This is a genomic window from Streptoalloteichus tenebrarius (genome assembly GCF_024171885.1).
Lineage (GTDB): Bacteria > Actinomycetota > Actinomycetes > Mycobacteriales > Pseudonocardiaceae > Streptoalloteichus > Streptoalloteichus tenebrarius.
This window is the reverse complement of sequence record NZ_JAMTCP010000031.1, coordinates 25812-51071: the sequence shown is the minus strand read 5'-3', so window position 1 is coordinate 51071 and position 25260 is coordinate 25812. Positions and strand designations below refer to the sequence as shown.

The 25260-nt window shown below is 73.2% G+C and carries 25 protein-coding genes; 15 read left to right on the top strand and 10 right to left on the bottom strand.

The genetic code is table 11. From position 1 onward, the window contains the following. Window positions 1–24 precede the first annotated feature (24 nt). The 6 genes from ispG to map all read left to right on the top strand — a co-directional run bounded on the left by ispG (window position 25) and on the right by map (window position 5659). Complete coding sequence (ispG, locus tag LX15_RS22505; protein WP_253671620.1) at window positions 25–1188, top strand: flavodoxin-dependent (E)-4-hydroxy-3-methylbut-2-enyl-diphosphate synthase; 1164 nt, start codon at window positions 25–27, stop codon at window positions 1186–1188. Window positions 1189–1275: 87 nt separating this feature from the next. Continuing rightward, on the top strand, window positions 1276–2112 hold the full coding sequence (locus LX15_RS22500) for a GNAT family N-acetyltransferase (protein WP_253671619.1): 837 nt from the start codon (window positions 1276–1278) through the stop codon (window positions 2110–2112). Between the two features lie 107 nt (window positions 2113–2219). Beyond that, entirely contained in the window at window positions 2220–4043 is a 1824-nt protein-coding gene (locus tag LX15_RS22495; RefSeq protein WP_253671618.1) for a penicillin-binding transpeptidase domain-containing protein, read from the top strand. Window positions 4044–4112: 69 nt separating this feature from the next. Further along, window positions 4113–4280: a type II toxin-antitoxin system Phd/YefM family antitoxin gene (locus LX15_RS22490; RefSeq protein WP_253671617.1), complete on the top strand. Its 168-nt coding sequence runs from the start codon at window positions 4113–4115 to the stop codon at window positions 4278–4280. A 238-nt stretch (window positions 4281–4518) separates the two neighbouring features. Continuing rightward, window positions 4519–4791: a PIN domain-containing protein gene (locus LX15_RS22485; RefSeq protein ID WP_253671616.1), complete on the top strand. Its 273-nt coding sequence runs from the start codon at window positions 4519–4521 to the stop codon at window positions 4789–4791. 10 nt (window positions 4792–4801) lie between these two features. Continuing rightward, window positions 4802–5659 (top strand): type I methionyl aminopeptidase, encoded by an 858-nt coding sequence (gene map / locus LX15_RS22480; RefSeq protein WP_253671615.1) that lies wholly within the window; start codon window positions 4802–4804, stop codon window positions 5657–5659. On the opposite strand, the gene LX15_RS22475 is transcribed toward map, so the two are convergent. Continuing rightward, the gene (locus LX15_RS22475) at window positions 5646–6386 is read right to left on the bottom strand and encodes a serine/threonine-protein kinase (RefSeq protein ID WP_253671614.1); all 741 of its coding nucleotides are present in this window, start codon (window positions 6384–6386) and stop codon (window positions 5646–5648) included. The genes map and LX15_RS22475 overlap by 14 nt on opposite strands. A 10-nt stretch (window positions 6387–6396) precedes the next feature. On the opposite strand from LX15_RS22475, the gene LX15_RS22470 reads away from it, so the two are divergent. Then, on the top strand, window positions 6397–7974 hold the full coding sequence (locus LX15_RS22470) for a cobyric acid synthase (RefSeq protein ID WP_253671652.1): 1578 nt from the start codon (window positions 6397–6399) through the stop codon (window positions 7972–7974). Between the two features lie 676 nt (window positions 7975–8650). Here the strand turns inward: LX15_RS22470 and LX15_RS22465 are convergent. Continuing rightward, entirely contained in the window at window positions 8651–9337 is a 687-nt protein-coding gene (locus LX15_RS22465; protein ID WP_253671613.1) for a FadR/GntR family transcriptional regulator, read from the bottom strand. A gap of 48 nt (window positions 9338–9385) precedes the next feature. On the opposite strand from LX15_RS22465, the gene LX15_RS22460 reads away from it, so the two are divergent. After that, entirely contained in the window at window positions 9386–10666 is a 1281-nt protein-coding gene (locus LX15_RS22460; RefSeq protein WP_253671612.1) for an MFS transporter, read from the top strand. A 219-nt stretch (window positions 10667–10885) separates the two neighbouring features. On the opposite strand, the gene LX15_RS22455 is transcribed toward LX15_RS22460, so the two are convergent. From LX15_RS22455 to LX15_RS22440, 4 genes are all read right to left on the bottom strand, one after another. Next, window positions 10886–12274, bottom strand: coding sequence for a mycothione reductase (locus LX15_RS22455; RefSeq protein WP_253671611.1), 1389 nt, complete (start codon window positions 12272–12274; stop codon window positions 10886–10888). 231 nt (window positions 12275–12505) lie between these two features. Next, complete coding sequence (locus LX15_RS22450; RefSeq protein ID WP_253671610.1) at window positions 12506–13036, bottom strand: YbhB/YbcL family Raf kinase inhibitor-like protein; 531 nt, start codon at window positions 13034–13036, stop codon at window positions 12506–12508. A gap of 165 nt (window positions 13037–13201) precedes the next feature. Next, entirely contained in the window at window positions 13202–14365 is a 1164-nt protein-coding gene (locus tag LX15_RS22445) for a VanZ family protein (RefSeq protein WP_253671609.1), read from the bottom strand. A gap of 133 nt (window positions 14366–14498) precedes the next feature. Beyond that, on the bottom strand, window positions 14499–14687 hold the full coding sequence (locus tag LX15_RS22440; protein ID WP_253671608.1) for a PspC domain-containing protein: 189 nt from the start codon (window positions 14685–14687) through the stop codon (window positions 14499–14501). A gap of 274 nt (window positions 14688–14961) precedes the next feature. Here LX15_RS22440 and LX15_RS22435 point away from each other — a divergent pair, with 274 nt between their 5' ends. The 3 genes from LX15_RS22435 to LX15_RS22425 all read left to right on the top strand — a co-directional run bounded on the left by LX15_RS22435 (window position 14962) and on the right by LX15_RS22425 (window position 18157). After that, window positions 14962–15771 (top strand): polysaccharide deacetylase family protein, encoded by an 810-nt coding sequence (locus LX15_RS22435; RefSeq protein WP_253671607.1) that lies wholly within the window; start codon window positions 14962–14964, stop codon window positions 15769–15771. Window positions 15772–16007: 236 nt separating this feature from the next. After that, a complete protein-coding gene (locus LX15_RS22430) occupies window positions 16008–17099 on the top strand; it encodes a M48 family metallopeptidase (protein WP_253671606.1) in 1092 nt (363 codons plus the stop codon). 260 nt (window positions 17100–17359) lie between these two features. Next, a complete protein-coding gene (locus LX15_RS22425; RefSeq protein ID WP_253671605.1) occupies window positions 17360–18157 on the top strand; it encodes a S1 family peptidase in 798 nt (265 codons plus the stop codon). Between the two features lie 64 nt (window positions 18158–18221). Here the strand turns inward: LX15_RS22425 and LX15_RS22420 are convergent, their stop codons facing one another. Beyond that, window positions 18222–18650, bottom strand: coding sequence for a hypothetical protein (locus LX15_RS22420; protein ID WP_253671604.1), 429 nt, complete (start codon window positions 18648–18650; stop codon window positions 18222–18224). Between the two features lie 148 nt (window positions 18651–18798). Beyond that, window positions 18799–19773, bottom strand: coding sequence for an alpha/beta hydrolase (locus LX15_RS22415; RefSeq protein ID WP_253671603.1), 975 nt, complete (start codon window positions 19771–19773; stop codon window positions 18799–18801). Between the two features lie 218 nt (window positions 19774–19991). Here LX15_RS22415 and LX15_RS22410 point away from each other — a divergent pair, with 218 nt between their 5' ends. From LX15_RS22410 to LX15_RS22400, 3 genes are all read left to right on the top strand, one after another. Next, complete coding sequence (locus LX15_RS22410) at window positions 19992–20870, top strand: S1 family peptidase (RefSeq protein ID WP_253671602.1); 879 nt, start codon at window positions 19992–19994, stop codon at window positions 20868–20870. A 465-nt stretch (window positions 20871–21335) separates the two neighbouring features. Further along, a complete protein-coding gene (locus LX15_RS22405; protein WP_253671601.1) occupies window positions 21336–22169 on the top strand; it encodes a S1 family serine peptidase in 834 nt (277 codons plus the stop codon). A 13-nt stretch (window positions 22170–22182) separates the two neighbouring features. Then, window positions 22183–22989, top strand: a complete 807-nt coding sequence (locus LX15_RS22400) for a S1 family serine peptidase (RefSeq protein WP_253671600.1) — start codon at window positions 22183–22185, stop codon at window positions 22987–22989. Window positions 22990–23115: 126 nt separating this feature from the next. Here LX15_RS22400 and LX15_RS22395 read toward each other — a convergent pair whose 3' ends face one another. Beyond that, entirely contained in the window at window positions 23116–23739 is a 624-nt protein-coding gene (locus LX15_RS22395; RefSeq protein ID WP_253671599.1) for a LysE family translocator, read from the bottom strand. 253 nt (window positions 23740–23992) lie between these two features. On the opposite strand from LX15_RS22395, the gene LX15_RS22390 reads away from it, so the two are divergent. Further along, window positions 23993–24457: a GNAT family N-acetyltransferase gene (locus tag LX15_RS22390; RefSeq protein WP_253671598.1), complete on the top strand. Its 465-nt coding sequence runs from the start codon at window positions 23993–23995 to the stop codon at window positions 24455–24457. 39 nt (window positions 24458–24496) lie between these two features. Here the strand turns inward: LX15_RS22390 and LX15_RS22385 are convergent, their stop codons facing one another. Beyond that, window positions 24497–25156, bottom strand: coding sequence for a GntR family transcriptional regulator (locus LX15_RS22385; RefSeq protein ID WP_253671597.1), 660 nt, complete (start codon window positions 25154–25156; stop codon window positions 24497–24499). Window positions 25157–25260 lie beyond the last annotated feature (104 nt).

The following is a 25260-nucleotide window of genomic DNA, read 5'->3' as shown; positions in this document are numbered from 1 at the left end:
CCGACGCACTGCTGAGAGGACCCGATGACCGTCGACCTGGGCATGCCCGCCACCCCGCCGCCGGTGCTCGCCGAGCGGCGCAAGACCCGCCAGCTCATGGTGGGCTCGGTCGGGGTCGGCAGCGAGTTCCCCGTCTCGGTCCAGTCGATGACCACGACGGTCACCGCCGACGTCAACGCCACGCTCCAGCAGATCGCGGAGCTGACGGCGTCCGGCTGTGACATCGTCCGCGTGGCCTGCCCGTCGCAGGACGACGCCGACGCCCTCGCCGCGATCGCCCGCAAGTCCCAGATCCCGGTGATCGCCGACATCCACTTCCAGCCGAAGTACGTCTTCGCCGCGATCGAGGCCGGCTGCGCGGCCGTGCGGGTCAACCCCGGCAACATCAAGAAGTTCGACGACAAGGTCAGGGAGATCGCCCAGGCCGCCCGCGACCACGGCACGCCGATCCGGATCGGCGTCAACGCCGGCTCGCTGGACCCCCGGCTGCTGGCCAAGTACGGCAAGCCGACGCCGGAGGCGCTGGTCGAGTCGGCGCTGTGGGAGGCGAGCCTGTTCGCCGAGCACGACTTCCACGACATCAAGATCTCGGTCAAGCACCACGACCCCGTGGTCATGGTGCGGGCCTACGAGATGCTGGCCGAGCAGTGCGACTACCCGCTGCACCTCGGGGTGACCGAGGCCGGTCCGGCGTTCCAGGGCACGATCAAGTCGGCGGTGGCCTTCGGCGCGCTGCTGTCGAAGGGGATCGGCGACACCATCCGGGTCTCGCTGTCGGCGCCTCCGGTGGAGGAGGTCAAGGTCGGCATCCAGATCCTCCAGTCGCTCAACCTGCGGCCGCGCAAGCTGGAGATCGTCTCCTGCCCGTCCTGCGGCCGGGCCCAGGTGGACGTGTACAAGCTGGCCGAGGAGGTCACCGCCGGCCTGGAGGGCATGGAGATCCCGCTGCGGGTCGCCGTGATGGGCTGCGTGGTCAACGGGCCGGGCGAGGCGCGCGAGGCCGACCTGGGCGTGGCCTCCGGCAACGGCAAGGGCCAGATCTTCGTCAAGGGCGAGGTCATCAAGACCGTGCCCGAGTCCAAGATCGTGGAGACGCTCATCGAAGAGGCGATGCGGATCGCCGAGGAGATGACCGACTCGGGTGAGATCGAGGTCGGAACCGGTCAGCCCGTCGTCACGGTTTCCTGACCCGGTTGCTCCGAACGGGTGCTCTGAACCGCTCCGGTCAGGGGTCACCGTACGCGTGCCCCTGGTGACGTCTGGCAGGCTGGGGGCGTGCTGAAGCTCGCCGCCGCCCGGCTGCTCGACGACCGGGACGCACGTCAGGTCTCTGGGGTGTTGCGGGCCGATCCCGTCGCCTCCTGCATGGTCGCCTCGCGGGTGGAGGTGGCCGGCGTCGACTCCTGGCGGCTGGGCGGCGAGTTGTGGGGCTACGGCAGCCGGTTGGACGGGCTGTGCTTCTCCGGTGCCAACCTGGTGCCGTTGCGGGGGGAGCGGCCCGCCATCAGGGCCTTCGCCGACCGCGCCCTGCGGCGCGGGCGATGTTGCTCGTCCCTGGTCGGCCCGGCCGAGCAGGTGCTCGCGCTGTGGCAGGAGCTGGAGCCGGAGTGGGGGCCGGCCCGCGAGGTGCGTGGCGACCAGCCGCTGCTGGCCATGAGCGGCGCGCCCAGGGTCGCCCCCGACCCACTCGTCCGGCCGGTGCGGCCGGACGAGCTGGAGCGGTACCTGCCGGCGGCCGTCGCCATGTTCATCGAGGAGGTCGGGATCGACCCCCGGCTCGACGACGGCGGCGCCTGCTACCGGGCCAGGGTGGCCGAGCTGGTCGCCGCCGGCAGGGCGTTCGCCCGGTTCGAGGGCGGCGAGGTGGTCTTCAAGGCCGAGATCGGCGCGTTGTCGACCAGGGTGGGCCAGATCCAGGGCGTGTGGGTGCACCCCTCCCGGCGCGGGCACGGGCTCGGGGCCGCCGGCACCGCCGCCGTCGTGGACCGCCTCGTGCGCGGTCTCGGCCGGGTCGCCAGCCTGTACGTCAACGCCTACAACCTGCCGGCCAGGACCACGTACCACCGCGTGGGGTTCCACCAGGTCGGCAGCTACGCCACCGTCCTGTTCTGACCACCCCGACGATGGCCACGCCGGCCCCGCCGCCCGCCTCGTCCCGGGTGCCGCGCACAGCCGATGCCGTGCGGGACGCCCTCCCCGGCTCCGGGCATACTGCGGCGGTGCACGGAAGACCCGCTCGGCGCAGGATCGGCGCGATCGGCACGGTGATCGCCCTCGGGCTGCTGCCCGTGGCGGGCTGCGGGTGGTTCGGCTCCGACTCCAGCCCCGAGGACGCGGTCCGCGTCTTCTACGAGGCGGTCGCCGGCGGCGACACGACCAGGGCCGGCCAGGGCACCGACGACGGCGTCAGCGCGAAGAACCTGCTGGACCGGGTCAGGGAGGCCCTCGCGCCCACCGGCCTCACCCACCGGGTGGAGCAGGTGCGCAGGCCGTCCTCCGAGGCGGGGACCGCCGAGGCGACGGTCGCGTTGGCCTGGAACCTCGGAAAGGACCGCACGTGGTCCTACCAGAGCACCGTGGAGCTGCGGCGGCACCGCGGGGAGTGGCAGGTGCACTGGTCTCCGTCGGTCGTGCACCCGAAGCTCGCGGTGCAGCAGACGCTGGCGCTGCGGGAGCTGCGGCCCGACCCCGCGCCCGTGCTGGACCGGGACGGCGTGCCCCTGCTGTCGCCGCAGAAGGTGATCTCGGTCCTCCTCGACAGGAAGGCGGCCGGCGACCTCGGCGCGGTGGCCGACGGGCTGGCCGGCGCGCTCCAGCAGTTCGACTCCTCGATCACCCGGCAGTCCATCCTCGACGGCGCGGGGCGGGTCGCCGAGGGCGAGCCCTACGCCGTGATCAGCCTGCGGGAGACCGACTACCAGCAGGTCAAGCCGCGCATCTACGAGCTGCCGGGGGTGCGGTTCACCACCGAGACCCGCCTGCTCGCCCCGGACCGCGCGTTCGCCTCCCAGGTGCTGCCGGCCGTGCGCCGCGCGGTCGAGGACCAGGTCGCCGGCCGGGCCGGGTGGCGGGTGGTCTCGCTCAACGCGGCGGGCGCCGAGGTGGAGACGCTGCACGAGCAGCAGCCCGAGCTGGCCGCGGCGGTGACCACGGGCCTCAGTCGGGCCGTGCAGTCCGCGGCCGAGGACGCGGTGGAGACGGTGCCGCAGCAGGCGATGGTGGTGGCCATCCAACCCTCCACGGGGGACGTTCTCGCGGTCGCCCAGAACAGCGCGGCCGACCGGGCCGGGGCGCTGCCGTTGAGCGGGCGCTACCCGCCCGGCTCCACCTTCAAGATCGTTACTGCCTCGGCGGCGCTCCAGGCGGGCGCGGTGGCCGCCGACGCCCAGGTCCCCTGTCCGGGGTCGTGGGTCGTCGACGGCTACCGGATCCCCAACAACGACGGCTTCGACCTCGGCACGGTGCCGCTGTCGGTGGCGTTCGCCAGGTCGTGCAACACCACGTTCGCGCAGCTCGCCGCCGGTCTGCCCGCCGACGCGTTGACCAGGGCCGCCCAGCAGCTCGGCCTCGGGGTGGACTTCGAGCTGCCCGGGGTCACCACGGTCACCGGGTCGGCGCCGCCGGCCGGCGACACCAGGGAGCGGGCCGCCGACGGCTTCGGGCAGGGGAAGGTCGTGGCCAGCCCGTTCGGCATGGCGCTGGTCGCGGCGTCGGTGGTGCGGGGGTCGATGCCCACGCCCGCCCTGCTGCGGGGCGTGGAGACCAAGGCCGACGCCCGACCGGACGCGCCGCCGCCCGCGGTGCTGGACGCGGTGCGCGCGATGATGCGCGCGGTCGTGACGGAGGGGACGGGGTCCCGCCTGGCCTCGATCCCCGACGTGCACGGCAAGACCGGGACCGCCGAGGTCGGCGACGCGACCACGTCCCACGGCTGGTTCGTCGGCTACCAGGGCGACCTGGCCTTCGCCACCCTGGTGGTGGACGCGAACAGTTCGGTCCCGGCCCTCGACGTCACGGCCCGGTTCCTGTCCTCCGTCAGGTGAGGTCACCAGCCACCCGATAGTGGAGTGAAGGAGCTGGGTGGCGAGGGAGGTCGAAGCACGGTGTAGCACGTGGAGTTGATCTCCGCGGAACACGTCGGCGTGCGGGAGCTCCGGCAGAACGCCAGCGCGTATCCGCGGCGCGTCGCCGAGGGCGAGTCCTTCACCGTCACCGACCGGGGCGTTCCGGTCGCCCTGCTGCGGCCCATCGCCCCGGGGCGACCTTCCGGGAGCAGTTGATCGCTAACGGGGAGCTGGTCCCCGGCCGTGGGGGCCGTTCCCCGAGCCCCTTCCACCGATCCCCCGTGTGAGCGCCTCCGAGGAGCTGCTCCGACTTCGGGACGAGGAGCGCTGGTGATCTACTTCGACTCCTCGGCACTGGTGAGGCTGGTGCGTCAGGGAGGCGGAGACGCCTGCCTTCGCGCGATGGGTCGCCCCGTTTCCCGACCAGGCGCGGGTCACGAGTTCCCTGGCGAGGGTGGAGGTCGTCCGACCGGTGCGGGGCCAGGGCGACGACGCGCTCCGCCAGGCCGGCGCCGTCCTCGTGGAGATCGACCAGACGCCGATGACCTCCGACGTTCTGGACGCCGCCGGCGCGCTCCCGCTCCCCCTGCGGTGGCTGGACGCCGTCCACCTCGCGTCCGCGATCCACCTGCGGGAGCGGCTGTCCGCGTTCGTCACCGACGACAGGAGGTTGCTGGCCGCCGCGGAGGAGGTCGGTCTGCCGGTCGCCGTACCGGGCGCCCCGTAAGGTGGGGGACATGTCCGTGAGAGCACCGCTCGTGCCGGGCCGGCAGTCCCCGCGTCGCCCGGTCCCGGCCACCATCGAGCGTCCCGAGTACGTGGACCGGCCCGCGCCGGCCAGGAACACGGACCCGTGGACGCAGCCGCCCGAGGTGATCGAGGCCATGCGCGTCGCCGGCAAGATCGCCGCGCAGGCGTTGCAGGAGGCCGGCAAGGCGGTGCGGCCCGGCGCGACCACGGACGAGATCGACGCCGTCGTGCACGAGTTCCTGTGCGACCACGGCGCCTACCCGTCGACGCTCGGTTACCGCGGGTTCCCCAAGTCCTGCTGCACCTCGCTCAACGAGGTGATCTGCCACGGCATCCCCGACTCGACCGTGATCGAGGACGGGGACATCGTCAACGTCGACGTCACCGCGTACATCGGGGGCGTGCACGGCGACACCAACGCGACCTTCCTCGCGGGCGAGGTGTCCGAGGAGGCGCGGCTGCTGGTCGAGCGCACCCACGAGGCGACCATGCGGGCGATCAGGGCCGTGCGGCCGGGCCGCCAGCTCAACGTGGTCGGCCGGGTGATCGAGTCCTACGCGCGGCGCTTCGGCTACGGCGTGGTGCGGGACTTCACCGGGCACGGCATCGGCCGCTCGTTCCACAGCGGGCTCGTGGTCCTGCACTACGACGAGCCGGGCGTGGAGACCGTGCTGGAGCCCGGCATGACGTTCACGATCGAGCCGATGATCACTCTCGGCACGATCGACTACGACATGTGGGACGACGGCTGGACCGTCACCACCAAGGACAAGAAGTGGACCGCCCAGTTCGAGCACACCGTGGTGGTCACCGAGGACGGCGTGGAGATCCTCACCCTGCCGTGAGCGCGTCGACCAGGGCGAGCAGCGCGTCGGCCACCGGGCCGGGCTCGGTGGCCGACGCCAGGTGGTGGCCGGGCAGGTGCCGCACGGGCCAGCCCGCCCGGTGCGCCGCCCGCGCGGCGTCGCCGTAGGCGGTGGCGCTGAGCAGCAGGTAGCCGATGCGGCCCGGCCAGGACACGTCCGGTCGCGGCTCGTCGAGGAACGCCGCGGGCACCCTGGGTTGCTCCCGTGCGATCCGCTCGCGCAGGGCGGGGTCGTCCACCAGCTCGGGCAGCGGGTCCGGCTGGAACCACGCGCTCCACGGCGGCAGGTGGTCGTCGGCGACCAGCCCGCGCAGGAGGGTTACCAGCTCGGCCGAGGCGGTCTGGTTCCAGGAGCGGCCGGGGGTGGGCAGCTCGGCGTCGAGCAGGACCAGGGCGAGGACCGGTCGGTCCAGGGCGGCGGCCAGGCTGGGCAGCAGCGGCCCCGCTCCGCTGTGCCCGACCAGGACGAGCGGCCCCGACGTGGCGTTGGTGTCGACGACGCTCGCGAACACGGCGGCCAGCCGCTGGTGCGTCGGGCTCGCGGTCCCCGCCCCCGCTCCCGCCTCCCGCTGGGTCAGGGCGGGCCGCAGGTCCGGGACCAGGGCGGGGCGTCCCTGCCGCAGGAGGGCGGCGGCCAGCGGTCGCAGGCTGCTCGGCCCCAGGAACGGGCTGTGCACGAGGACGGTGGTCGTCGGGGACGGCGGCATGCCCCGGATGATGTCACCCGACGAGGGTCGCGTGAGGGGAGGTCGCGCCGTGGGCGGTGCGTTGCTGGTCGCCGGAACCACCTCGGACGCGGGGAAGAGCGTCCTGGTGGCGGGGCTGTGCCGGTGGCTGGCCCGCCGGGGGGTGCGGGTCGCCCCGTTCAAGGCCCAGAACATGTCGAACAACTCGGTCGTCACGCCGGACGGCGGCGAGATCGGCCGGGCCCAGGCGCTCCAGGCGGCCGCGGCCGGGCTGGAGCCGAGCGTGCGGTTCAACCCGGTCCTGCTCAAGCCGGGGGGCGACCGCAGCTCGCAGGTCGTCGTGCTGGGGAGGGCGGTCGGCGAGGTGACCGCGCTGTCCTACCGGGAGCGCAAGGCCGAGCTGGCCAGGACCGTGCACGCCACGCTCGACGGGCTGCGCCGGGACTTCGACGCCGTGGTGTGCGAGGGCGCCGGCTCCCCGACCGAGATCAACCTCAGGGCGAACGACATCGCGAACATGGGCCTGGCCAGGGCGGCCGGCCTGCCGGTGCTGGTCGTCGGGGACATCGACCGGGGCGGCGTGTTCGCGCACCTGTTCGGCACGCTGGCCCTGCTCGACCCGGCCGACCAGGCGTTGGTGGCCGGGTTCGTCATCAACAAGTTCCGGGGGGACCCCGCGCTGCTCGAACCGGGGCTGCGGCAGCTCCGCGCGCTGACCGGCCGGCCCGTGCACGGCGTGCTGCCGTGGCGGGAGGAGCTGTGGCTGGACGCCGAGGACTCGTTGTCCTACGCGGCGGACGGCGTGGTCGGCCGGCCGAGGCCGCCGGTCGGTGGTCAGTGGCTGCGGGTGGCCGTGGTCCGACTGCCCCGCATCTCCAACGCCACCGACGTGGAGGCGTTGGCCGCCGAGCCCGGGGTCTCGGTCCGGTTCGCCACCGAGCCCTCCCGGCTCGCCGACGCCGACCTGGTGGTGCTGCCCGGCTCGAAGGCCACCGTGACGGACCTGGACTGGTTGCGGCGCACCGGGCTCGCCGACGCGGTGCGGGCGCACGCGGAGCGGGGGCTGCCCGTGCTGGGCGTCTGCGGGGGGTTCCAGATGCTGTCGCGGCGCATCGACGACCCGGTGGAGTCGGGCGCGGGCGTCGTGCCGGGGCTGGGGTTGCTTGACGTCGACGTCGCCTTCGCGCCGGACAAGACGCTCACCCGGCCCGTGGGTGAGGCGTTCGGGCACGCCGTCACCGGGTACGAGATCCATCACGGGCGGGTCGTGCGGCGAGGCGACGGCCTGGCGCCGCTGGTGACGTTGCCGGGCGGGGAGCCCGAGGGCGGCGTGCGGGAGAACGTCGTCGGGACCCACTGGCACGGGCTGTTCGAGAACGACGACTTCCGTCGGGCGTTCCTGCGCTGGGCGGCGGAGCGCGCTGGCCGTGACGGGTTCGTGCCGGCGCCGGACGTCGCGTTCGCGGCGGCGCGCGCGGCCCAGCTCGATCTGCTCGGGGATCTCGTCGAGCGGCACCTCGACACGGACGCGGTGTTGCGGCTGCTCGACGAGGGCGCGCCCGCGGGCCTGCGCACGGTGCCGCCCGGCGCTCCGCCGATGGAACCCTGAGGGCCTGGAGAAGACTGGGAAGGCCGTGACGAGGCCTCAGGAAGCCTGGGGAACTTCGCGGCGAACCAGAACCTGTCACCGATCCGCACGAGGAGCCTGCCGATTCGCCCGACGTGGCCGCGTTTTCGGCACCCTCAGCGCGCCAAATCATCCAAAACAGCGTTACTTGGGGGAACCCCTAAATTTATGATCGCGCGGCGCGAGGGCGGCTGACAAGTCGCTGGTTCGGGGTGTCGCGGCGGGTGGGCCGGCGCGCTGGTTAGTCCATTGTGGACGGATGTGTTGACGTGAGCCCGGGAGGATCAGGCGCGTTCGCCAAGCCCTGTGGAAGCCCGCGAGTCCCAGTGGCCGGAGATCCTCGACAAAGTGGCCGGAGATCCTTCGACAAAGCGGAAGTCGGAGACGCGTCCCGTTCGATCAGGCCGCCCTATCCGATGGCGCGTACCGCGCCGAACAGGGCGGCACCGGGCGAGCGACCCCGGGACCAAGTTGTCGTGGCAGCGAACGATCACCTACTGCTCACGATCCTGGTCGACGCGCTCACCGCGTTCCCCGCCGCCGGATTCAGGCGGCACAGGACATGTCTCGCGTGGGCACTTCGCGCTCTCCCGACGGAACGGCCAGCGGGGGGGCGGGGCGAGTCATGTCGGGAGACCAGCCCCGGCCCGTCGCGCCGTCAGTCCTGCTCGGTCTGGCCGAGCCGGCACAGGATCTCCTCCAGGAAGCCGCCGGCCTCGACCGCCGCCCGTTCCGGGTCCTGGTCGCGCACCGCGTCGAGCAGCGCGGTGTGGGAGATCAGCTCCTGGGACTGGGCCCTGAGGTCGAACGTGGTCACCACGCTGGCCCGGACCGCCTCGGTGAACCCCCGGTACAGCTCGGTCAGCACCGGGTTGTGCGCGCACTCCACGAGCAGGAGGTGGAAGGCGGTGTCGGTCTCGGCGACGCGCTCGCCGTCGCCCTCCTCGGTGGCGGCGTCCCTGGCGGCCAGCGACTCCTCCAGTCGGCGCAGGTCCTCGTCGGTCCGGCGGACGGCCGCGAGTCGCGCTCCCTCGACCTCCAGCGCCCGGCGGACCTCCAGTACCTCGCGCAGCTCCGAGCCGCAGAGGCGGCGGACGGCGCCGGACAGCTCGCTGGTGGCCCGCACGAAGGTGCCGTCGCCCTGACGCACCTCCAGCAGCCCGGCGTGGGCGAGCGCGCGCACCGCCTCCCGCACGGTGTTGCGCCCCACGCCGAGGGCCGAGACCAGCTCCGGTTCCGGCGGGATGCGTTGCCCGACCGGCCATTCGCCGCTGGTGACCAGCTCCCGCATCTGCTCGATCACCTGCTCGACGAGGCCGGCTCGCCGGGTTGTGGCCAACGGCACCGTCTCATCCTTTCATCCAAACATCCTATGTTTGCCACACTATGCGGCGTGACCGTCGAACCACAGGTGCAGCCCGACATCCGTCAGAAGGACAACCCTGCCATTCCGGACGCCGGCGTGGCAGAGGGGACGACGGAAACTCGGCTGTCCGCCCGCCCCGCGGTCGCGGTCACGGGCGGCGCGCTGCTCGTGGCCGGCGTCGTGCTGGCCGCGGCGAACCTGCGGCCGGCGGTCACCAGCCTCGCCGCGGTGCTGTCCGAGGTCACCTCCGCGCTGGCCGTCTCCGACACCTGGGTCAGCGTCGTGACCGCCGTGCCGACGCTCTGCTTCGGCCTCGCCGCGATGGGCACCCCGTGGCTGGCCAGGAAGCTCGGGGCCAGGGGCGCGATCGGCCTGGCCCTCGCGCTGTTGATGGCCGGACTGGTGGTCCGCGTGCTTGGCGGGCCCTCGGTGCTGATGGCCGGCACGTTCGTCACCAGCTCCGCGATCGCGGTCTGCAACGTGCTGATCCCGGTGGTCGTCAAGGAGTCATTCCCTGGCCGGATCGGCCCGGTGACCGGCGCGTACAGCGCCTCCCTGACCGCCGGCGGCGCCGTCGCCGCCGCGGCCACCGTGCCGCTCGACCATGCCACCGGCGGCTGGCGATGGGCCGTGGGCGCGTGGGCGCTGCTGGCGTTGGCCGCGCTGCTGGTGTGGCTGCCGTCCCTGCGGAGCGCGCGGCGGACCGCCACCACGCGAAGCGCGCCGGCCGAGGCCCGGCGCTCGCTGCTGCGGAGCCCGCTCGCCTGGGTGATCACCGTGTTCTTCGGACTCCAGTCGCTGATCGCCTACACCGTCATGGGCTGGCTGCCGAACATCCTGCGGGACGTGGCCGGGGTGGACGCCGCCACGGCCGGCGTGCTGCTGGCCGTGGTCATGGTCATCGGCGTGCCGATCAGCTTCGCCGCGCCGCCGCTGGCCGCCCGCTACCGCTCGCAGTCCGGCATGGCCGTGGCGCTGGTGCTGTCCGGCCTGGCCGGCTTCCTCGGCCTGCTGCTGGCCCCCGCCTTCGCCCCCGGCCTGTGGATCCTGCTCATCGGCATCGGGATGGGCATCTTCCCGCTGGCCCTGACGTTGATCAGCCTCCGCGCCCGCACCGGCGCGGACACGGCGGCGCTGTCGGCGATGGCGCAGAGCTTCGGCTACCTGATCTCGGCGACCGGCCCGTTCCTGGTGGGCAGCCTGCACGGCGCCACCGGCGGCTGGACCGCCTCGCTGGTGCTGCTGGTCGCCGTGCTGCTGGTGCAGATCGTGCTCGGCTGGCTGGCCGGCCGTCCGCGCCACGTCTGAGCGACAATCGACGTCCGAGCGGCACTGAACGGCACTGAACGGCACTGAGCGGCACTGAACGGCACTGAGCGACGTCTGATCGCCTCTGAGCCGCGTTCGGCGCGCGTCTGAGCCGGGTCGGGGGACGCCCGACGACACGACGACGGCCAGCGGCCCGGCGGGAGTCCCGCCGGGCCGCTGGCGTTCGGTGGCTCAGTTGACTTGGTTGACTTGGTTGACTCAGTCGTCCAGCGGCAGGTTGAGCAGGGCGTTCTCCACCAGCTCCGGCATCGACGGGTGGATCCAGTACTGGCCGCGCGCCATCGAGCGGGCGTCCAGGCCGAAGTGCATCGCCTGGACCAGCGGCTGGATCAGGGTCGGCGCCTGCGGGCCGATGATGTGCGCGCCGAGCAGGCGGCCGTCGGCCGGGTCCGCGAGCAGCTTGCAGAAGCCCGTGGTGTCCTCCATCGCCCAGCCGTAGGCGATGCCCGCGTACTGCTGGGTGGCGGTCACGTACCGCACCCCTCGGGCCCGCGCCTGCTGCTCGGTCAGCCCGACCGAGGCGACCTGCGGCGAGGAGAACACCGCGTGCGGCACGAACCGGTGGTCGGTGCTCACCGGGGCGTCGGGGTGCAGCAGGTTGTGCTGCACGACCCTCGCCTCGTGGTTGGCCACGTGCTTGAGCTGGTAGGGCGAGCTGAGGTCGCCGAGCGCGTAGATCCCGTCCACCTCGGTCCGCTGGTGGCAGTCGACCACGACGCGGCCGTCGGGATGCGTGGTGACACCCGTCGCGCCGAGGTTGAGCAGGTCGGAGTTGGGGCGGCGGCCCACGGCGACGAGCAGCGCCTCGCCCTCCACCACCTCGGCGCCGTCCGGCCCCTCCAGGTGCAGGCGGGTGACGTCGCCGTCCCGCTCGGCCCGCACGGCCTTGCGGTTGCGTCGCACGTCCCAGCGCCGCTCGGCCAGTTCGGTGAACCGGGTGGCCACGTCCAGGTCCTGGCCGCGCAGCAGGAGGTCGGACCGGGCGACGAGGGTCACGTCCACCCCGAACGAGCCGAACACGTGGGCGAACTCGGTGGCGACGAACCCGCTGCCGAGGATCACCATGCGGCGGGGCAGCTCGGCGAGGCGCATCACGTCCTCGTTGGTGTGGAAGCCGACCTGCTCGATGCCGACCACGTCCGGCACGATCGGCCGGCTGCCCGCGGCGAGCACGAACCGGTCCGCGGTGATCACCTCGTCCTCGCCGGAGCCGGTCGAGACGGCCAGCCGCTTCGAGCCGACGAACCGGCCCTCCCCGGCGTAGACGGTGACGTTGGCGCACTCCTCGGCCCGGTAGCGCCGGCCGCCCTCGGCGATCGGGTCGATCCGCCCGAAGATCCGGTCGCGGACCTCGGGCCAGCGGACCCCGGTCAGCCGGGCGTCCACCCCGAGCCGGGCGCCGGCGGCGGGGGCGTTGGCCAGGTCGGCGGTGTGCACGAACATCTTGGTGGGGATGCACCCCACGTTCAGGCAGGTCCCGCCGAACACGCCCTTCTCGACGATCGCCACGTTCCAGTCGTCGAACCGCGGGTCGAGGATCGAGTTGCCCGAGCCTGTCCCGATGATCACCAGGTCGAAGTGCCGCACGTGCCCATCCTGTCCTCTCGCTGGGGCTCCTCCACGCCAACCAGGGGGACGCCACGCCGATTCCCGCCGCCGAGGTGGGCGGGCACACGGGGGACACCGAAGGACACCGAGCGATACCGAAGGACCGAGGGATACCGAAGGACCGAGGGATACCGAAGGACCGAGGGGCGCCGAAGGACCGAGGGGCGCCGCCCGCGACCCGCGCGGACGGCGCCCCTGTCGGCGAGCCGCTCAGCTCTGGTAGGTCGGCGTGATGACCGCCCTGGCCAGGGTGTGGAAGGCCAGGTTGAAGCTGACCACGGCCGGCGTGACCGTCTCGTCGACGTCCAGCCGGTCCACGTCCACCGCGTGCACCACGAAGTAGTACCGGTGGGCGCGGTCGCCCTCGGGCGGGGCGGCGCCGCCGAAGCCCGAGAACCCGTAGTCGTTGCGCACGTGGAACGCGCCCTCCGGCAGGCCGGAGCCGTCCTTGGCCCCGGCGCCGGCCGGCAGCTCGGTCACCGAGGCCGGGATGTTCACCGCCACCCAGTGCCAGAAGCCGCTCGGGGTGGGGGCGTCCGGGTCGAAGCAGGTGACGGCGAAGCTCCTGGTGCCCTCGGGGAACCCGGTCCAGCTCAGATGCGGCGAGGTGTTGCCGCCGGAGAACGCGTGCTGGTCCGACATCGGCTCGCCGTCGCGCACGTCCGTGCTGGTCACGGTGAACGAGCCGACGCGGGGCAGCAGCTCGTAGGGGTCGGGGGCGACGGGACGTTCGAGGCTCATCGGCGCTCCTCCACGACGTGCTTTCGGGACACCCGCCCCCGGCCACCGGCCGGGGGCGGGTCGAGGACGATGATCGCCCACGGCTGTCGTGTCCCGCCGTGCGGGACACCCGCGCCAGGTGGCGGGGGCCGCCGCCGCGCCCCGGTGTGCGCCGCCGTCCGGCGGTCAGACCCGGGCTGCGGGGCCGGGGGTCGGCCGAGGCTCGGTCGTGATGCCCGCCGCCGTGGCTCCCGCCGTCGTGGCGCCCACGGCCCTGGCGTCCGCCACCTCCAGCCCGGCGGTGGCGCAGGCCAGTCCGCGGTGGCCCCGGCTGCGCCACGCGGCGAGGACGCTGGCACAGCCGAGCAGGAAGGCGAGCAGCGCCGCGACGCTCCAGCCCATGGTGGTCAGGCCGGCGAGCACCGAGAACCCGCCGATGCCGAAGGCCCAGCGGACCACCCGGCGGACGACGCCCGGTCGCCCGCCCGACCGGGTGGTGGCCCGGACGCGGACGACACGTTCGCCGAGGGTGGCGTCGCCGGCGAGGACGAGGCCGAGTTGCGCCAGCGCCGGCAGCCAGTACGAGACCGTGGCCAGCAGCACCACCGAGGGTCCGTCGAGGTCGCTCTCGCCGCTGCCCCACAGCGCGATGTTCACGACGACCATCAGGGTCGACCCGGTGAGCACGACGGCGAGCAGGTCGCACAGCATGCCCAGCAGGCGGCGCGCCGTGGTCACGGGCCGGGGTTCCTCGGCAGGGGCCTCCACGCGCTGGCCGGGGACCAGCCGCAGCACCGGCGCGAGCAGCGCGCCGAGCACGGCCCCCGCCGTGTTGGCCAGCAGGTCGTCGACGTCGAACAGCCGGTACGGGCAGGGGTAGAGGAACCACACGCCGGTGACCTGCGTGACCTCGATCAGCAGCGAGGCGGAGAAGCCGATCAGCGTGGTGACGGCGACGCCCCTGCGGAACAGGTGCCGGACGAACATTCCCAGCGGCACGAAGAGCGCCACGTTGAACGCGACCTGCTGGAACGCCGGGTTCCGCAGCAGCGCGGCGACACCGCTGCCGACCTGCTCCTTCTGGATGTCCGCCAGGAAGGTGAGCGGGTGGAGCTGGAGGCTGGACCCGCGCCCTGAGCAGAAGTCGGGCGTGATCTGCGGCAGCGGCAACAGCACGTAGGCGATTACCGCGAGGCCGTAGACCAGCAGTCCGAGCGCGAGCACCGCCCGTCCCGGCCCCAGCTCGCCCCGTCGCCGGTACTGCCGGGCGACGTAGGGCACGAACAACAACACCGCCAACACCGCTCCGGCGAACACCGCCACGAGTGCGGGCAGCAGACGGTCGCTCAACTCTCCTCCGATCAGGCCGGGCCGGAGCACACGCTAATCGACCGTTCGGGTGATCATCGGGTGCTCCGTCGGGGTGATCGCGGGGGTCCGCGGGCGCTCGGCCCGCGCCCCGTGGCCGCGGTGCTCTCCTGGGTCAGTGGCGCGCCGGAGCGGGCATCAGCAGCGCGAGCACCAGGTAGAGGAGGAACTGCGGGCCGGGCAGCAGGCAGGAGAGCACGAACGCCAGTCGGACCTTGCCGGGGCTCCAGCCGAAGTGCCGCGCGACGCCGCCGGCCACGCCGAACAGCACCCGGTCGTCCGAGCGGGTCATGCGGATCGCCATCTCAGCCTCCTTGAACGTGCACCGACGTGCACCGTCACGCACGCTGGGGTCGCGTGCTCCTCGTTCGACGAGATCCACGATCACCGGCGGCGTCCCGCGCGCGCGTCGCTCCCGGGGCCAGTTCCCCGGTACTCCCCGGGCGGTAGCCCGCTCCGCCCACGGGTGGAGGGCGCGTGCGTGCCCTCGGGGTAGGGTGACCTGGCTCTCACCGCGCGCAACGCCCCCGCCCGGGCGGCGTCTTGTCGAGTCGGGTGTCGCTGGAAGGGGGCTCGGAGTGGGTGGCAGCGGCTGGGTCTGGCCGCGGCGCGTCCTCGCCGTGGCGGCCGCGTCGGCGCTCGTCGCGTGTGGCTCTCCCGCCGACCCGGTGGCCGCGCCGAACAGCCAGGCGCCCGTGCGGCAGGACAGCGCCACGGCCACCACCACGCCCGCGCCGTCCGGTCCGGCCGTCCCCTCCTTCTCCGCCCCCTACCCCGTAGGGGAGAAGCAGGCGAGCGCGCCACCCGCCAGGGACGGGAGGGCTCCGGTGGTGACCCGGATCGAGACCACCAAGCCGGTGGTCTTCATCACGATCGACGACGGGGCGGTGCGCGACCCGGCCGCGATCGACCTGGTCCGGCGCTCCAACGCCCGGCCGACCCTGTTCCTGACGGACCGCTACGTGGAGAACGACCACGAGTACTTCCGCCAGCTCCGGGACGCGGGCGCGACGATCGAGAACCACACGCTCAGCCACCCCGACCTCAAGGGGCGCCCCTACGACGCGCAGCGCAGGGAGATCTGCGCGACCGCCGACAAGTTCGGGCAGGTCTACGGGCGTCGTCCTGTGTTCTTCCGTCCGCCGTACGGCAAGTACGACGGGACCACGCTGCGCGCCGCCGCCGACTGCGGCATGCGGGCGGTCGTGAACTGGACGGCGGCGGTCAACGACGGGGTCGTGCAGTTCCAGGCGGGCAACCGGCTGCGTCCCGGCGACATCGTGCTCATGCACTTCCGGAAGACGTTCGTCGCCGACTACCAGGCGTTCCTGAACCGGGCGGCGCAGGACGGCCTGACTCCGGTGCCGCTCGGCGACTTCCTCGGCTGAGGGCCGACGTCCGCGCCCGCCACCGGCGACGGCGCCAGCGCTGTCCATTGTGGACTCTCGGCTGCCGTGCGTGGCCGCGCCCGGCACGCCCTCCCCGCGGACGCGCCCGTTCCGCGCCGGCCACCCGATGTCATCCGATAGGTTGAGGCAGCCGTGATCGACGGCGGTGGGCGGTTCGACACGAGACGGCGGTCCCCGGTGGTGGACCCGTCGCGGTACCCGAGGGGGAAGACAGCATGAGCGAGTCCCGTCCCGGCAACGACGTCCAGGCGGTGGAGGGCCGCTCCCTGGTCCGTTTCCCCGAGATCAGCCCCAGGGCCTACGAGCACCCCGCCGACAGGGGCGCGCTGGCGACCGCGCGGGCGCTGCCGGGGTTCGACGCGATCCTCAAGGCGATCTCGGGCGCGGTGGGCGAGCGCAGCGAGCGGCTGCTCGCGCTGGCCTCGTCGGTGCGGGTCTCCGAGCGGCAGCACCCGAGGCTGGACCGGCTGCGCCGCGAGTGCGCCGAGGTCCTCGACCTCGACCCGGTGCCGGACCTGTTCGTGCAGCGCGACCCGCGCCCGAACGCCTACACCATCGGCATGGACCAGCCGTTCATCGTGCTCACCACCGGCCTCGTCGAGCTGCTCGACGAGGAGGCGCTGCGCTTCGCCGTGGGGCACGAGATGGGCCACGCGTTGTCCGGCCACGCGCTCTACTACACGGTGCTGCGCCGTCTGGTGCAGATGGTGACCGGACTGTCCTGGATGCCCGTGGGGTACTGGGGCATGCGCGCGGTGATCGCGGCCCTCACGGACTGGTACCGCAGGGCGGAGCTGTCCGCCGACCGCGCGGGCCTGCTCTGCGTGCAGGACCCTGGCGCGGCGTTGCGCGCGCACGTCATGATGGCCGGCGCCTCCCAGGCCGACGAGGTCGACACCGCCGCCTTCCTCCAGCAGGCCGCGGAGTACGACGCGGTCGAGTCGGTCTGGGACAGCGTGCTCAAGCTCGGCCACCTGGACGGCCTGGTCCACCCGCTGCCCGTGGTGCGGGCCGCCGACCTCCAGCGGTGGGCGGCGGGCGAGCAGTACCGCGCGATCCTGACCGGCGAGTACCCGCGTCGGGGCGAGGACCCGACCTCGACGTGGAAGCAGGACGTCAAGGACGCCGCCCGCTCCTACAAGGAGGCGCTGTCCACCTCGGCCGACCCGTTGGCCAAGGTGCTCAACGAGGTGGGCGACACCCTGGCCGGCGCGGCGAGCAAGGTCTGGCAGCGGTTCAACGGCAGGGACGGCAGGGACGGCGCCGACGGCGGACAGCGCGACGGCGACGCCGACCGGAAGGAGTGACGGTCAGCCACCTGGTCCACGGGCGGTTCCTCCGTCCACCGCTCCCGACGCCCGGCGTTCGGCGTTCCACCGCCGCGCCGGGCGTCGGCGTGTCCGGCCGCCGCCCAGCGGGAGCGGAGGGGGCCCGCTCGGCCTACGACTTCCGGCTCTGGTGCGACCCGTATTCCTTCGGTTGCACTGTGCACACCCCGGATTCCCTGGTCGGGCAAGGAAATCCGGGTGTGTGGACCGAAGGTGACAACTGAACAAAGGAGACAGCCATGGCGGAAACCCTGCGCCGCCTGGCCGCGCTCGTGGGCGCCCTCGGCGCCGCGGTCGCGGTGTTCCTCTCCTCCGGAGTGTCGGCGATGGCGGCCCAGCCGTCGGACGTCACGCCGTTCATCGTCGGCGGAAGTCGGGTCAGCACCAGCACCTATCCGTGGGTCGTGCACCTGACCACCGCGAGTGGGTTCCAGTTCTGCGGAGGAACCCTGGTCAGACCCAACAAGGTCGTGACGGCCGCGCACTGCACCGCGGGCGACTCGCCCAGCGCGGTCCGCGTCGTCGCCGGCCGCGACGACAAGCAGAGCACCGCGGGTGTCGTCGCGAAGGTCACCAGGATCTGGGTGCACCCCCGGTACGACGTCGAGGCGGGCAACGACGTGTCCGTCCTGACGCTGGACCGGAACCTGCCGAACGCGACGTTGCCCCTGGCGTCGGGTTCGGACACCGCGCTCTACGCGCCGGGCACCAACGCCACGATCCTCGGCTGGGGGACCACCCGTGAGGGCGGCTCCGCGTCGCGTTACCTGCTCGGGGCCACCGTGCCGGTGACCTCGGACAGCTACTGCGCCTCGGCCTACCCGAGGGAGTTCGCCGCCAGGGGCGAGGTCTGCGCGGGTTACGAGAGGGGCGGTACGGACACCTGCCAGGGCGACTCCGGCGGTCCGCTCGCGGCCGGCGGCAAGCTGATCGGGGTGACGTCCTGGGGCCAGGGCTGCGCCAGGGCCGGCAAGCCCGGCGTCTATGCCCGCGTCTCGGCGCACCACGCCGCGCTGTCCGAGCAGCTCGACTCCTGACCGGCGGCGACACGGCCGGCTCCGTCCACAATGGACGGAGCCGGCCCGTCGCCGTCCCACCGGATCATGGGCTGGTGCAGCTCGCGACGGCGAAGGGGCCCTCGGCGCTGGCGGTCCTGGGTTCCCCGTCCTCGCTCCGGACGCCGCACGTGACCCTGCCGCCCTCGGCCCCGGCGCTCACCGTCAGCGTGGCGCCCCTGGCCGACCCCTCGACCACGACCTCCTTGGTCCACGGCAACGACACGTTCTGCTCGGTGTGGGTGCCGCTGTTCCCGTTGGTGATGGTCGAGTAGCCGATGGTGACGTTCTTGGCGGTTCCGGTGACCTCGTAGGTCAGCTTCACCGACTTCGCCGTCCGGTCGATTCCCCTGCCGAACACGACGAAGCCGGCGCCGACGACGAGGACGACGGCGGCGGCGAGCACCACCCACGGCCACCTCCTCCTCGTGCTCTCCGGGGTGGCCGCGCCGGGAAGGGCCTGGGGGTCGGACATGGACCTGCCTCTCTCGTCGGGTCGCCGTTCCGTTTCCCGGCCTCGGCCGGCGGACGGCGTGGATGGATCGGGGGAGTCGCGCGGGAGACCGCGCACGGGCGCTCGGCCGCGTGTCTCGTCCTGGCGGAGCGGGGCCGGTCGGGCGGGGTCACCCGAGCACGCCGTCCAGCCATCTGTCCACTTCGGACAGAGCGTGCTCGCGGACCGGCCGCGCCGACAGGAACAGGTCGTGCATGCCACCCTCGACCGGCGTGACCGTGACCCTGCGGCCGATCTTCGGCGCCCAGCGCGCGATCTGGGCGACGTCGAGCACCGTGTCGGCCCGCATCACGTCGTCCTGCCACCGCCGTTCCCTGAGCCGGCGCTCCCTGCCCACGATGCTCCTGGTGGAGTGCATGACCAGCACCGGGACCCGCACGTCCAACCCGCGGTGCACGCGGGCGTGCCCCCGGCGGATCGCCCGGAGCCATCCGGCGCGCACGGGGAAGCCGTCGACCGGCTTCCACTCGGTGCGGAAGTCCCACTCCCCGCGGTGGTCCACGTGGATGCTCTGGCCGTAGACGGGGGACAGTCCCTTCGGCAGCACCCAGGTCGGCCACACCGCGCCCACGAGGTCGACCAGCGCCGTGCCGAGCGTGCGGGCCAGCCAGGGCTCGGCGAGGTCCAACCACGGGCTGTTGAGGACGAGCGCGTCCAGCACGTCGTCGTGGCGGCGCTCGTGCGCCCACAGCGAGGAGACCAGCCCGCCGGTCGAGTGGCCGAGCACGACCAGGCCCCGGTGCCCGTCCTCCTCGCGGATCACCCGCGCCGCGGCGTCCATCTCCTCGAAGTACAGGCTCAGGTCCGTGACGTAGTTGGGCATCTCGCCGGGGCGGAGGGACCGGCCGTACGCCCGCAGGTCGACCGCGTAGAAGTCGAAGCCGCGCGCCGCGAAGTGCCGGGCCAGGTCGACCTGGAAGAAGTAGTCGACGAACCCGTGGACGTAGAGCACCGCGCCTCGGGTGGGGCCGTCCGCCGCGGTGGCCGGGTGGCGGACGAGCGTCGCCGAGGCCGGGCGGTTGGGCTCGCCACCGAGCGGCAGGTCACGGGTCTGGAACGGGTCACCAAGGATGTCGGGCTGCACGCCTCCCAGTCTCCTCCTCGGCGGCGGACGCTCCCTTCGGCGCGGCCGGGCCAGCCCGGCGCGGCGTCGGCGGGACCCGCGTCCGCGCGGTCGGCCCGCCTTCGCCCGACCGAATGATCCACTCCACCGGTGGGTGGAGTGCTCTCCACGGCGCACGGTAGAGATCCGTTCTGCGTAACGTGCCGGTCGTCGCCGGCGCGCCCAGGAAGGAGAGCACCATGGCGCAGGTCCGCCGCGGTCCCCGTGCCCTGATCGGAACCCTGCTCGCCGTCGTGGCGATCGCCGGCGCCGCGGTGCTCACCGCCGTGACGGGCGCTCCCGCGACGGCCGGCGCGGACACGGGTCCGCCTCCCGCGTCCACCGCGGTCCGCCCGTCGCCTCCGGACGGGTCGGGAGCCGAGGAACTCCTCACGGTCCAACCGTTCGTCGTGGGCGGTCAGCGGGTGAGCATCCAGGACCATCCGTGGGCGGTGCACCTGACGACCCGCGCCGGGTACCAGTACTGCGGCGGCGCGGTGGTGGCCCCGACCAAGGTCCTCACCGCCGCGCACTGCGTGGCCAACCGCGCGCTGTCCGACCTCCGGGTGATCGCCGGCCGCGAGGACAAGCTGTCCGGTGAGGGCATCGTCGCCGGCATCGCCTCCGCCTGGGTGCACCCGTCGTTCCAGTCCACCAACCGCGGCGACGACGTCGCGGTGGTCACGTTGGACCGCGCGGTGCCGTACCCGGCGTTGCCCGTGGCCGGCGCCGGCGACGCCGCGCTCTACCAGCCTGGGTCGGTCGCCGCCGTCCTGGGCTGGGGTGACACCGCCGAGGGCGGGCCGTCGGCCCGCTACCTCATGCGCGCGTTCGTCCCGATCATGGTCGACGCCGAGTGTGCCGGGGCCTATCCGGAGTTCGACGCGGCGCGCATGGTCTGCGCGGGCTATCCGGAGGGGCGGATCGACGCGTGCCAGGGCGACTCAGGGGGGCCGCTCGTCGCCGGTGGCAAGCTGATCGGCGTGGTGTCGACGGGCGAGGGGTGCGCCAGGGCGGGACGGCCGGGCATCTACACGCGACTCGGCGTCTACGAGGAGCTGCTGCGCCCGCAGATCTGATCCCACGTGGCCGTCGCACCCGCCGTCGCTGATCGCGTGGGAAGCGGGATTTTCCCGCGTGGCAGCGCTTTTCCGTCAAATCTGATCATCATGTCGTCGCGGTCGCGCGGGGATTTCCCCGACAGGGAACGAAAAGGACGGACGGGGACGGACGTGATCCTCTCCGCCTCGATGGCCCGTGCCCGCTCGTGATCCGTTTCGTCAACTTCCCGGAGGCGCCCGGCTTTCGGTCGGACGGGAGACGTCCGTGGCAGGCCGGCGACGACGGCCCCGCGTCCCCGGTGACGCCGCCGGTGGCGCCGGTCGGCCGTTGACCATGGGTTAACCCCGGTCCCGAGCTGACCTTTCCGGGTGGTCCGCGGGTCACACGTGGGGGTCGAGTTCTGGATCTCGGTTTGTGTCTGATCCCCACCGCTGTTCCCGTGGAGAGGCACCGGAATCGTCGGTAGCGGAAGGGAGACCGTGATGGGGAGTACCGCGCGTCGTCGGGGCGGCCCGCGTCGGATGGTCAGGTGGGTGTGGAGCACGGTGGCGGCCACGGTCGTCGCGGCGTTGTCGGTGGTCCCGGCCACCGCGGCGACCCCGACCGGCGATGATCCCGGCGGGCGGATCGTCAACGGCCAACCCGTCTCGATCGAGCGCTTCCCCTGGATGGTCGCGGTGGCCACGGAGTCCGGCCAGCCGTTCTGCGGGGGGTCCGTCGTCGCACCGACCAAGGTGCTCACCGCCGCCCACTGCGCGGAGAAGGCGAAGGCCAACGACCTCCGGGTGATCGCGGGCCGGACCAACCTGGAGTCCGAGGGCGGGACCGTCGCGAAGGTGGTCAGGACCTGGTCCCACCCGAAGTTCCACGATCCCACGCCCTACGCCAACGACGTCGCCGTGCTGACCGTCGACCAGCCCCTGTCGAAGTCCGCGCTGCGGCTGCCCGCCAGGGACAGGGACCGCCGGTACTACGAGGCGGGGCGGCGCGGGGTCATCCTCGGCTGGGGCCGGACCTCCGAGGGCGGTGACGCCTCGCCGCGCCAACTGATGGGCGCGGTGGTCCCGGTGCTCTCCGACCGGATGTGCGAGAAGGCCTACGGCAAGGAGTACGTGCCGGAGCGGATGATGTGCGCCGGCTACGAGAGCGGCGGCATCGACGCCTGCCAGGGCGACTCGGGCGGTCCGCTGGTCGTCGACGACCGGGTGGTCGGGATCATCTCCTGGGGCACCGGGTGCGCGCGGCCGGGCAAGCCGGGCGTCTACGCCAAGGTGCTGAGCTACTCCCGGCAGCTCCAGCAAGAGATCAGCGACTGAGCGGGTGATGGCGATGACCCGTCTCCGCCACCGGTGGCCCCGCTCGGCGCTGCCGTCGCTGGTCATGTTGTTGTCCCTCGTCCTGCCCGTGTTCCTGCCGACGGCGGCGCACGCCGCGTCGGAGGGCCGGATCATCGGGGGAGCGCCCGTCGACGTCGCCGACCACCCGTGGGTGGTGGCGCTGGTCGACACGGCGTCCCGCCGGGCGTTCTGCGCGGGCGCGTTGGTCGCGCCGACCAAGGTGATGACCGCGGGGCACTGCGCGGCCACCAGGGAGCCGCGTCGGTTGCGGGTCGTCGCCGGCCGGACCGACCTCGTGGCGGCCCACACCGGCAGCGTCGCCCGCGTCTCCGACGCGGTGGTGCACCCCGACCTCCACACGCCGCTGGCCTACGGCCACGACGTCGCGGTGCTGACGCTGGACCGCCCGCTGCCCTACCCGACGCTGCCCTGGGCGGAGCCGGGGGACGAGTCCCCCTACCAGCCCGGCGGCACCGCCTCGGTGTTCGGCTGGGGGCGGACGGAGGAGGACGGGACCGCCTCGACGCACCAGCTCAGAGTGGCCTCGGTCCCGATGTGGGACGACGAGCGCTGCGCGGCCGCCTACCCCGGCCGGGTCGACCGCGAGTCGATGGTCTGCGCGGGGGCGGGCGGTGCCGACGCCTGCCAGGGCGACTCCGGCGGTCCGCTCGTGGTGGACGGCCGGGTCGTTGGGCTCGTCTCCTGGGGCACCGGGTGCGGCCGACCCGACCGGCCCGGGGTCTACACCCGGCTCAGCCACCTGGCCGACTGGGTGGACGCCGCGGTGCGGTCCGCGTGAGGCGGGGTGGGGCGGGGGCGACGCGTCACCCCCGCCCCACCCCGACCACGAACAGGTGCCGAACCGGTGCCGAAGAGGTGCCGAACAGACGGGAACGGACACCGGACGGGCCGCGCGCCTCCGGCGTCACTGGACGGCGAGCGCCACCGACATCGCGAGGAACGCGGTCGCGCTGAGCGCCTCCAGCGCGGTGTGCACGGCCGGCCGCCGCAGCCGGGGGGCGACCCGCGACGCGGTGAGCACGAGCATGAGTTCCCAGCCGGCCGCCAGCGCCGTGAACACCGCGCCGAGCAGCGCGAGCTGCGCGGTCGGGCTGCTCGCCGCGCCGATGAACTGGGGCAGGAACGCCAGGCAGAACAACATCATCTTCGGGTTGGTGATGTTGCAGAGGAAGCCCTGGGCGAAGCCGCCGCCGGTGGGCCCGTCGGCGGTGTCGACGACGGCGCCGGTGCGCCAGCTCCGCGCGAGCGTCCGCGCCGTGCTCAGGGCCAGGTAGCCCAGGTACGCCGCGCCCAGCCAGCGCAGCCCGGTGAGGATCGCCGGGTGCTGGGCCAACACGATGCCCAGCCCCGAGACCACGAGCGCCACCTGCGCGAGTCCGGCGGTGTGGATGCCCAGCAACGTCCGGAGCCCGGCGTCGCGGCCCGCGCGGAGCGAGGTGCGCAGCAGCAGGAACGCGTCCAGGCCCGGGGTCAGCACGAACACGACGGAGGCCAGCAGGAACGCCGGGAGCAGACCGAGGTCCAGCACGGCACACCCCTCCCTTCTCTCCCTCACGGGCCGAACAAAGCACTGTGAACTAGGCCACTTGCCCGAGGAATCTTCGGCCGAGGGGGAGCTTAGCAGAAGGATTTACGGATCCTTAGCTGTTGTGAGGCAGATCTTGACGCCCGCGCGCTGGAGCGGCCGGAGAATCCGCGGTGGCAGGGGTGAGACGCCGGAGGATCCACGTCCGCGCTCCGTCGGGGGAGAGCCGCTCGGCACGGCCTGGTATCCAGGGGGTGTGACCGTCGAGCACCTCGCCACGACCCTGCACGTGGCCCGGCCGGACCAGCTCTCCGTCTCCACGCTGTACGCGCTGCTCAGGCTGCGGGCCGAGGTGTTCGTGGTGGAACAGGGATGCGCCTACGCCGACCCGGACGGCCGTGACCTCGAACCGGGCGTGCTGCACCTGTGGATCTCCCCGACCGGCGCGCCCGAACACGTGTTGGCGGCCCTGCGCGTCCTGCCCGAGCCGGACGGCGGCTGGCGCATCGGCCGGGTCGTGACGGCGAAGGAGGCACGGGGCCGGGGGCTCGCCAGGGACCTGATGACCGGCGCCCTCGCCGAGATCGGCTCCGCGCCGTGCGTGCTCGGCGCGCAGACCTACGTCAGGGACTTCTACGCGTCGTTCGGCTTCGAGGTCGTGGGTGAGGAGTACCTGGAGGACGGCATCCCGCACGTGGAGATGCGCCGCGTCGTGCGCTGAGAGCCCGTCTCGCCGCGCCCCTTCTTGAGGCGCGCCCGCTCACTGGAGCCAGGACAGAACGGTGCGGAGGCTGTCCGCCCACTTCTCCGTGACGAGCTGGGCGGCGCGTTCGAGGTCTCCTCCGCGGAGCGCGGCGAGGATGTCCCGGTGCCACTGGTCGGAGTGCTTCTGGTGGTCCGCCTCTCGTGCTGAGGCGAGTTCGTAGCGGGACAGGTTGGTGCGCAGTGCCCGCGTCATCGTGCTCAGGGGCGGGTTGGCCGCCGCGTCGACCAGGAGGTCGTGGAAGGTCGTGTCGAGGCGCCAGCGCCCGAGCGGGTCCCCGCTCCTCGCGAGGTCCTGCGCGAGGTTGGTGAGCGCGGGCACGTCGAACCCCGCGGGGTTCGCGCCGCGGACGGCCAGGGCCTCCAACGTGCCGAGGATCGGGTAGAGGTTCGCCGCCTCACGGCCGTCGAGGGGGCGGACCGCGAAGCCCCGCGCCAACGCCGACTGGAGCACGCCCTCGGCCTCCAGGCGCAGGAGCGCCTCCCTGACCGGTGTGCGGGAGACGCCGAGCTGGCGGGTCAAAGTGGCCTCGGTGACCGGGCTGCCGGGGGCCAGCTCGCCCCGCGCGACCATGCCGGCGATCCGGGCGTAGACCGCCTCGCGGAGGGGTTCGGAGCGGGGGATGGGGGCCTCGACCGTGTCAACCGCGTCGGCCATGGCGGGCATCGTATGCGATATGCGATAACGCCCACGAGCGGAACGAGAGGAGATCACCCAAGCGTTCGTCGAGCGTGCGGGGGCCGGCGAGTGTCCCGCTGGGG

Bases quoted from the DNA above. Each gene is read 5' to 3' on its own strand.
- ispG (WP_253671620.1), top strand. From the start codon at position 25: ATGACCGTCGACCTGGGCATGCCCGCCACCCCGCCGCCGGTGCTCGCC.
- map (WP_253671615.1), top strand. From the start codon at position 4,802: ATGTCCGTGAGAGCACCGCTCGTGCCGGGCCGGCAGTCCCCGCGTCGC.
- LX15_RS22475 (WP_253671614.1), bottom strand. From the start codon at position 6,386: ATGCCGCCGTCCCCGACGACCACCGTCCTCGTGCACAGCCCGTTCCTG.
- LX15_RS22470 (WP_253671652.1), top strand. From the start codon at position 6,397: ATGTCACCCGACGAGGGTCGCGTGAGGGGAGGTCGCGCCGTGGGCGGT.
- LX15_RS22450 (WP_253671610.1), bottom strand. From the start codon at position 13,036: ATGAGCCTCGAACGTCCCGTCGCCCCCGACCCCTACGAGCTGCTGCCC.
- LX15_RS22440 (WP_253671608.1), bottom strand. From the start codon at position 14,687: ATGGCGATCCGCATGACCCGCTCGGACGACCGGGTGCTGTTCGGCGTG.
- LX15_RS22430 (WP_253671606.1), top strand. From the start codon at position 16,008: ATGAGCGAGTCCCGTCCCGGCAACGACGTCCAGGCGGTGGAGGGCCGC.
- LX15_RS22425 (WP_253671605.1), top strand. From the start codon at position 17,360: ATGGCGGAAACCCTGCGCCGCCTGGCCGCGCTCGTGGGCGCCCTCGGC.
- LX15_RS22420 (WP_253671604.1), bottom strand. From the start codon at position 18,650: ATGTCCGACCCCCAGGCCCTTCCCGGCGCGGCCACCCCGGAGAGCACG.
- LX15_RS22410 (WP_253671602.1), top strand. From the start codon at position 19,992: ATGGCGCAGGTCCGCCGCGGTCCCCGTGCCCTGATCGGAACCCTGCTC.
- LX15_RS22405 (WP_253671601.1), top strand. From the start codon at position 21,336: ATGGGGAGTACCGCGCGTCGTCGGGGCGGCCCGCGTCGGATGGTCAGG.
- LX15_RS22400 (WP_253671600.1), top strand. From the start codon at position 22,183: ATGACCCGTCTCCGCCACCGGTGGCCCCGCTCGGCGCTGCCGTCGCTG.
- LX15_RS22385 (WP_253671597.1), bottom strand. From the start codon at position 25,156: ATGGCCGACGCGGTTGACACGGTCGAGGCCCCCATCCCCCGCTCCGAA.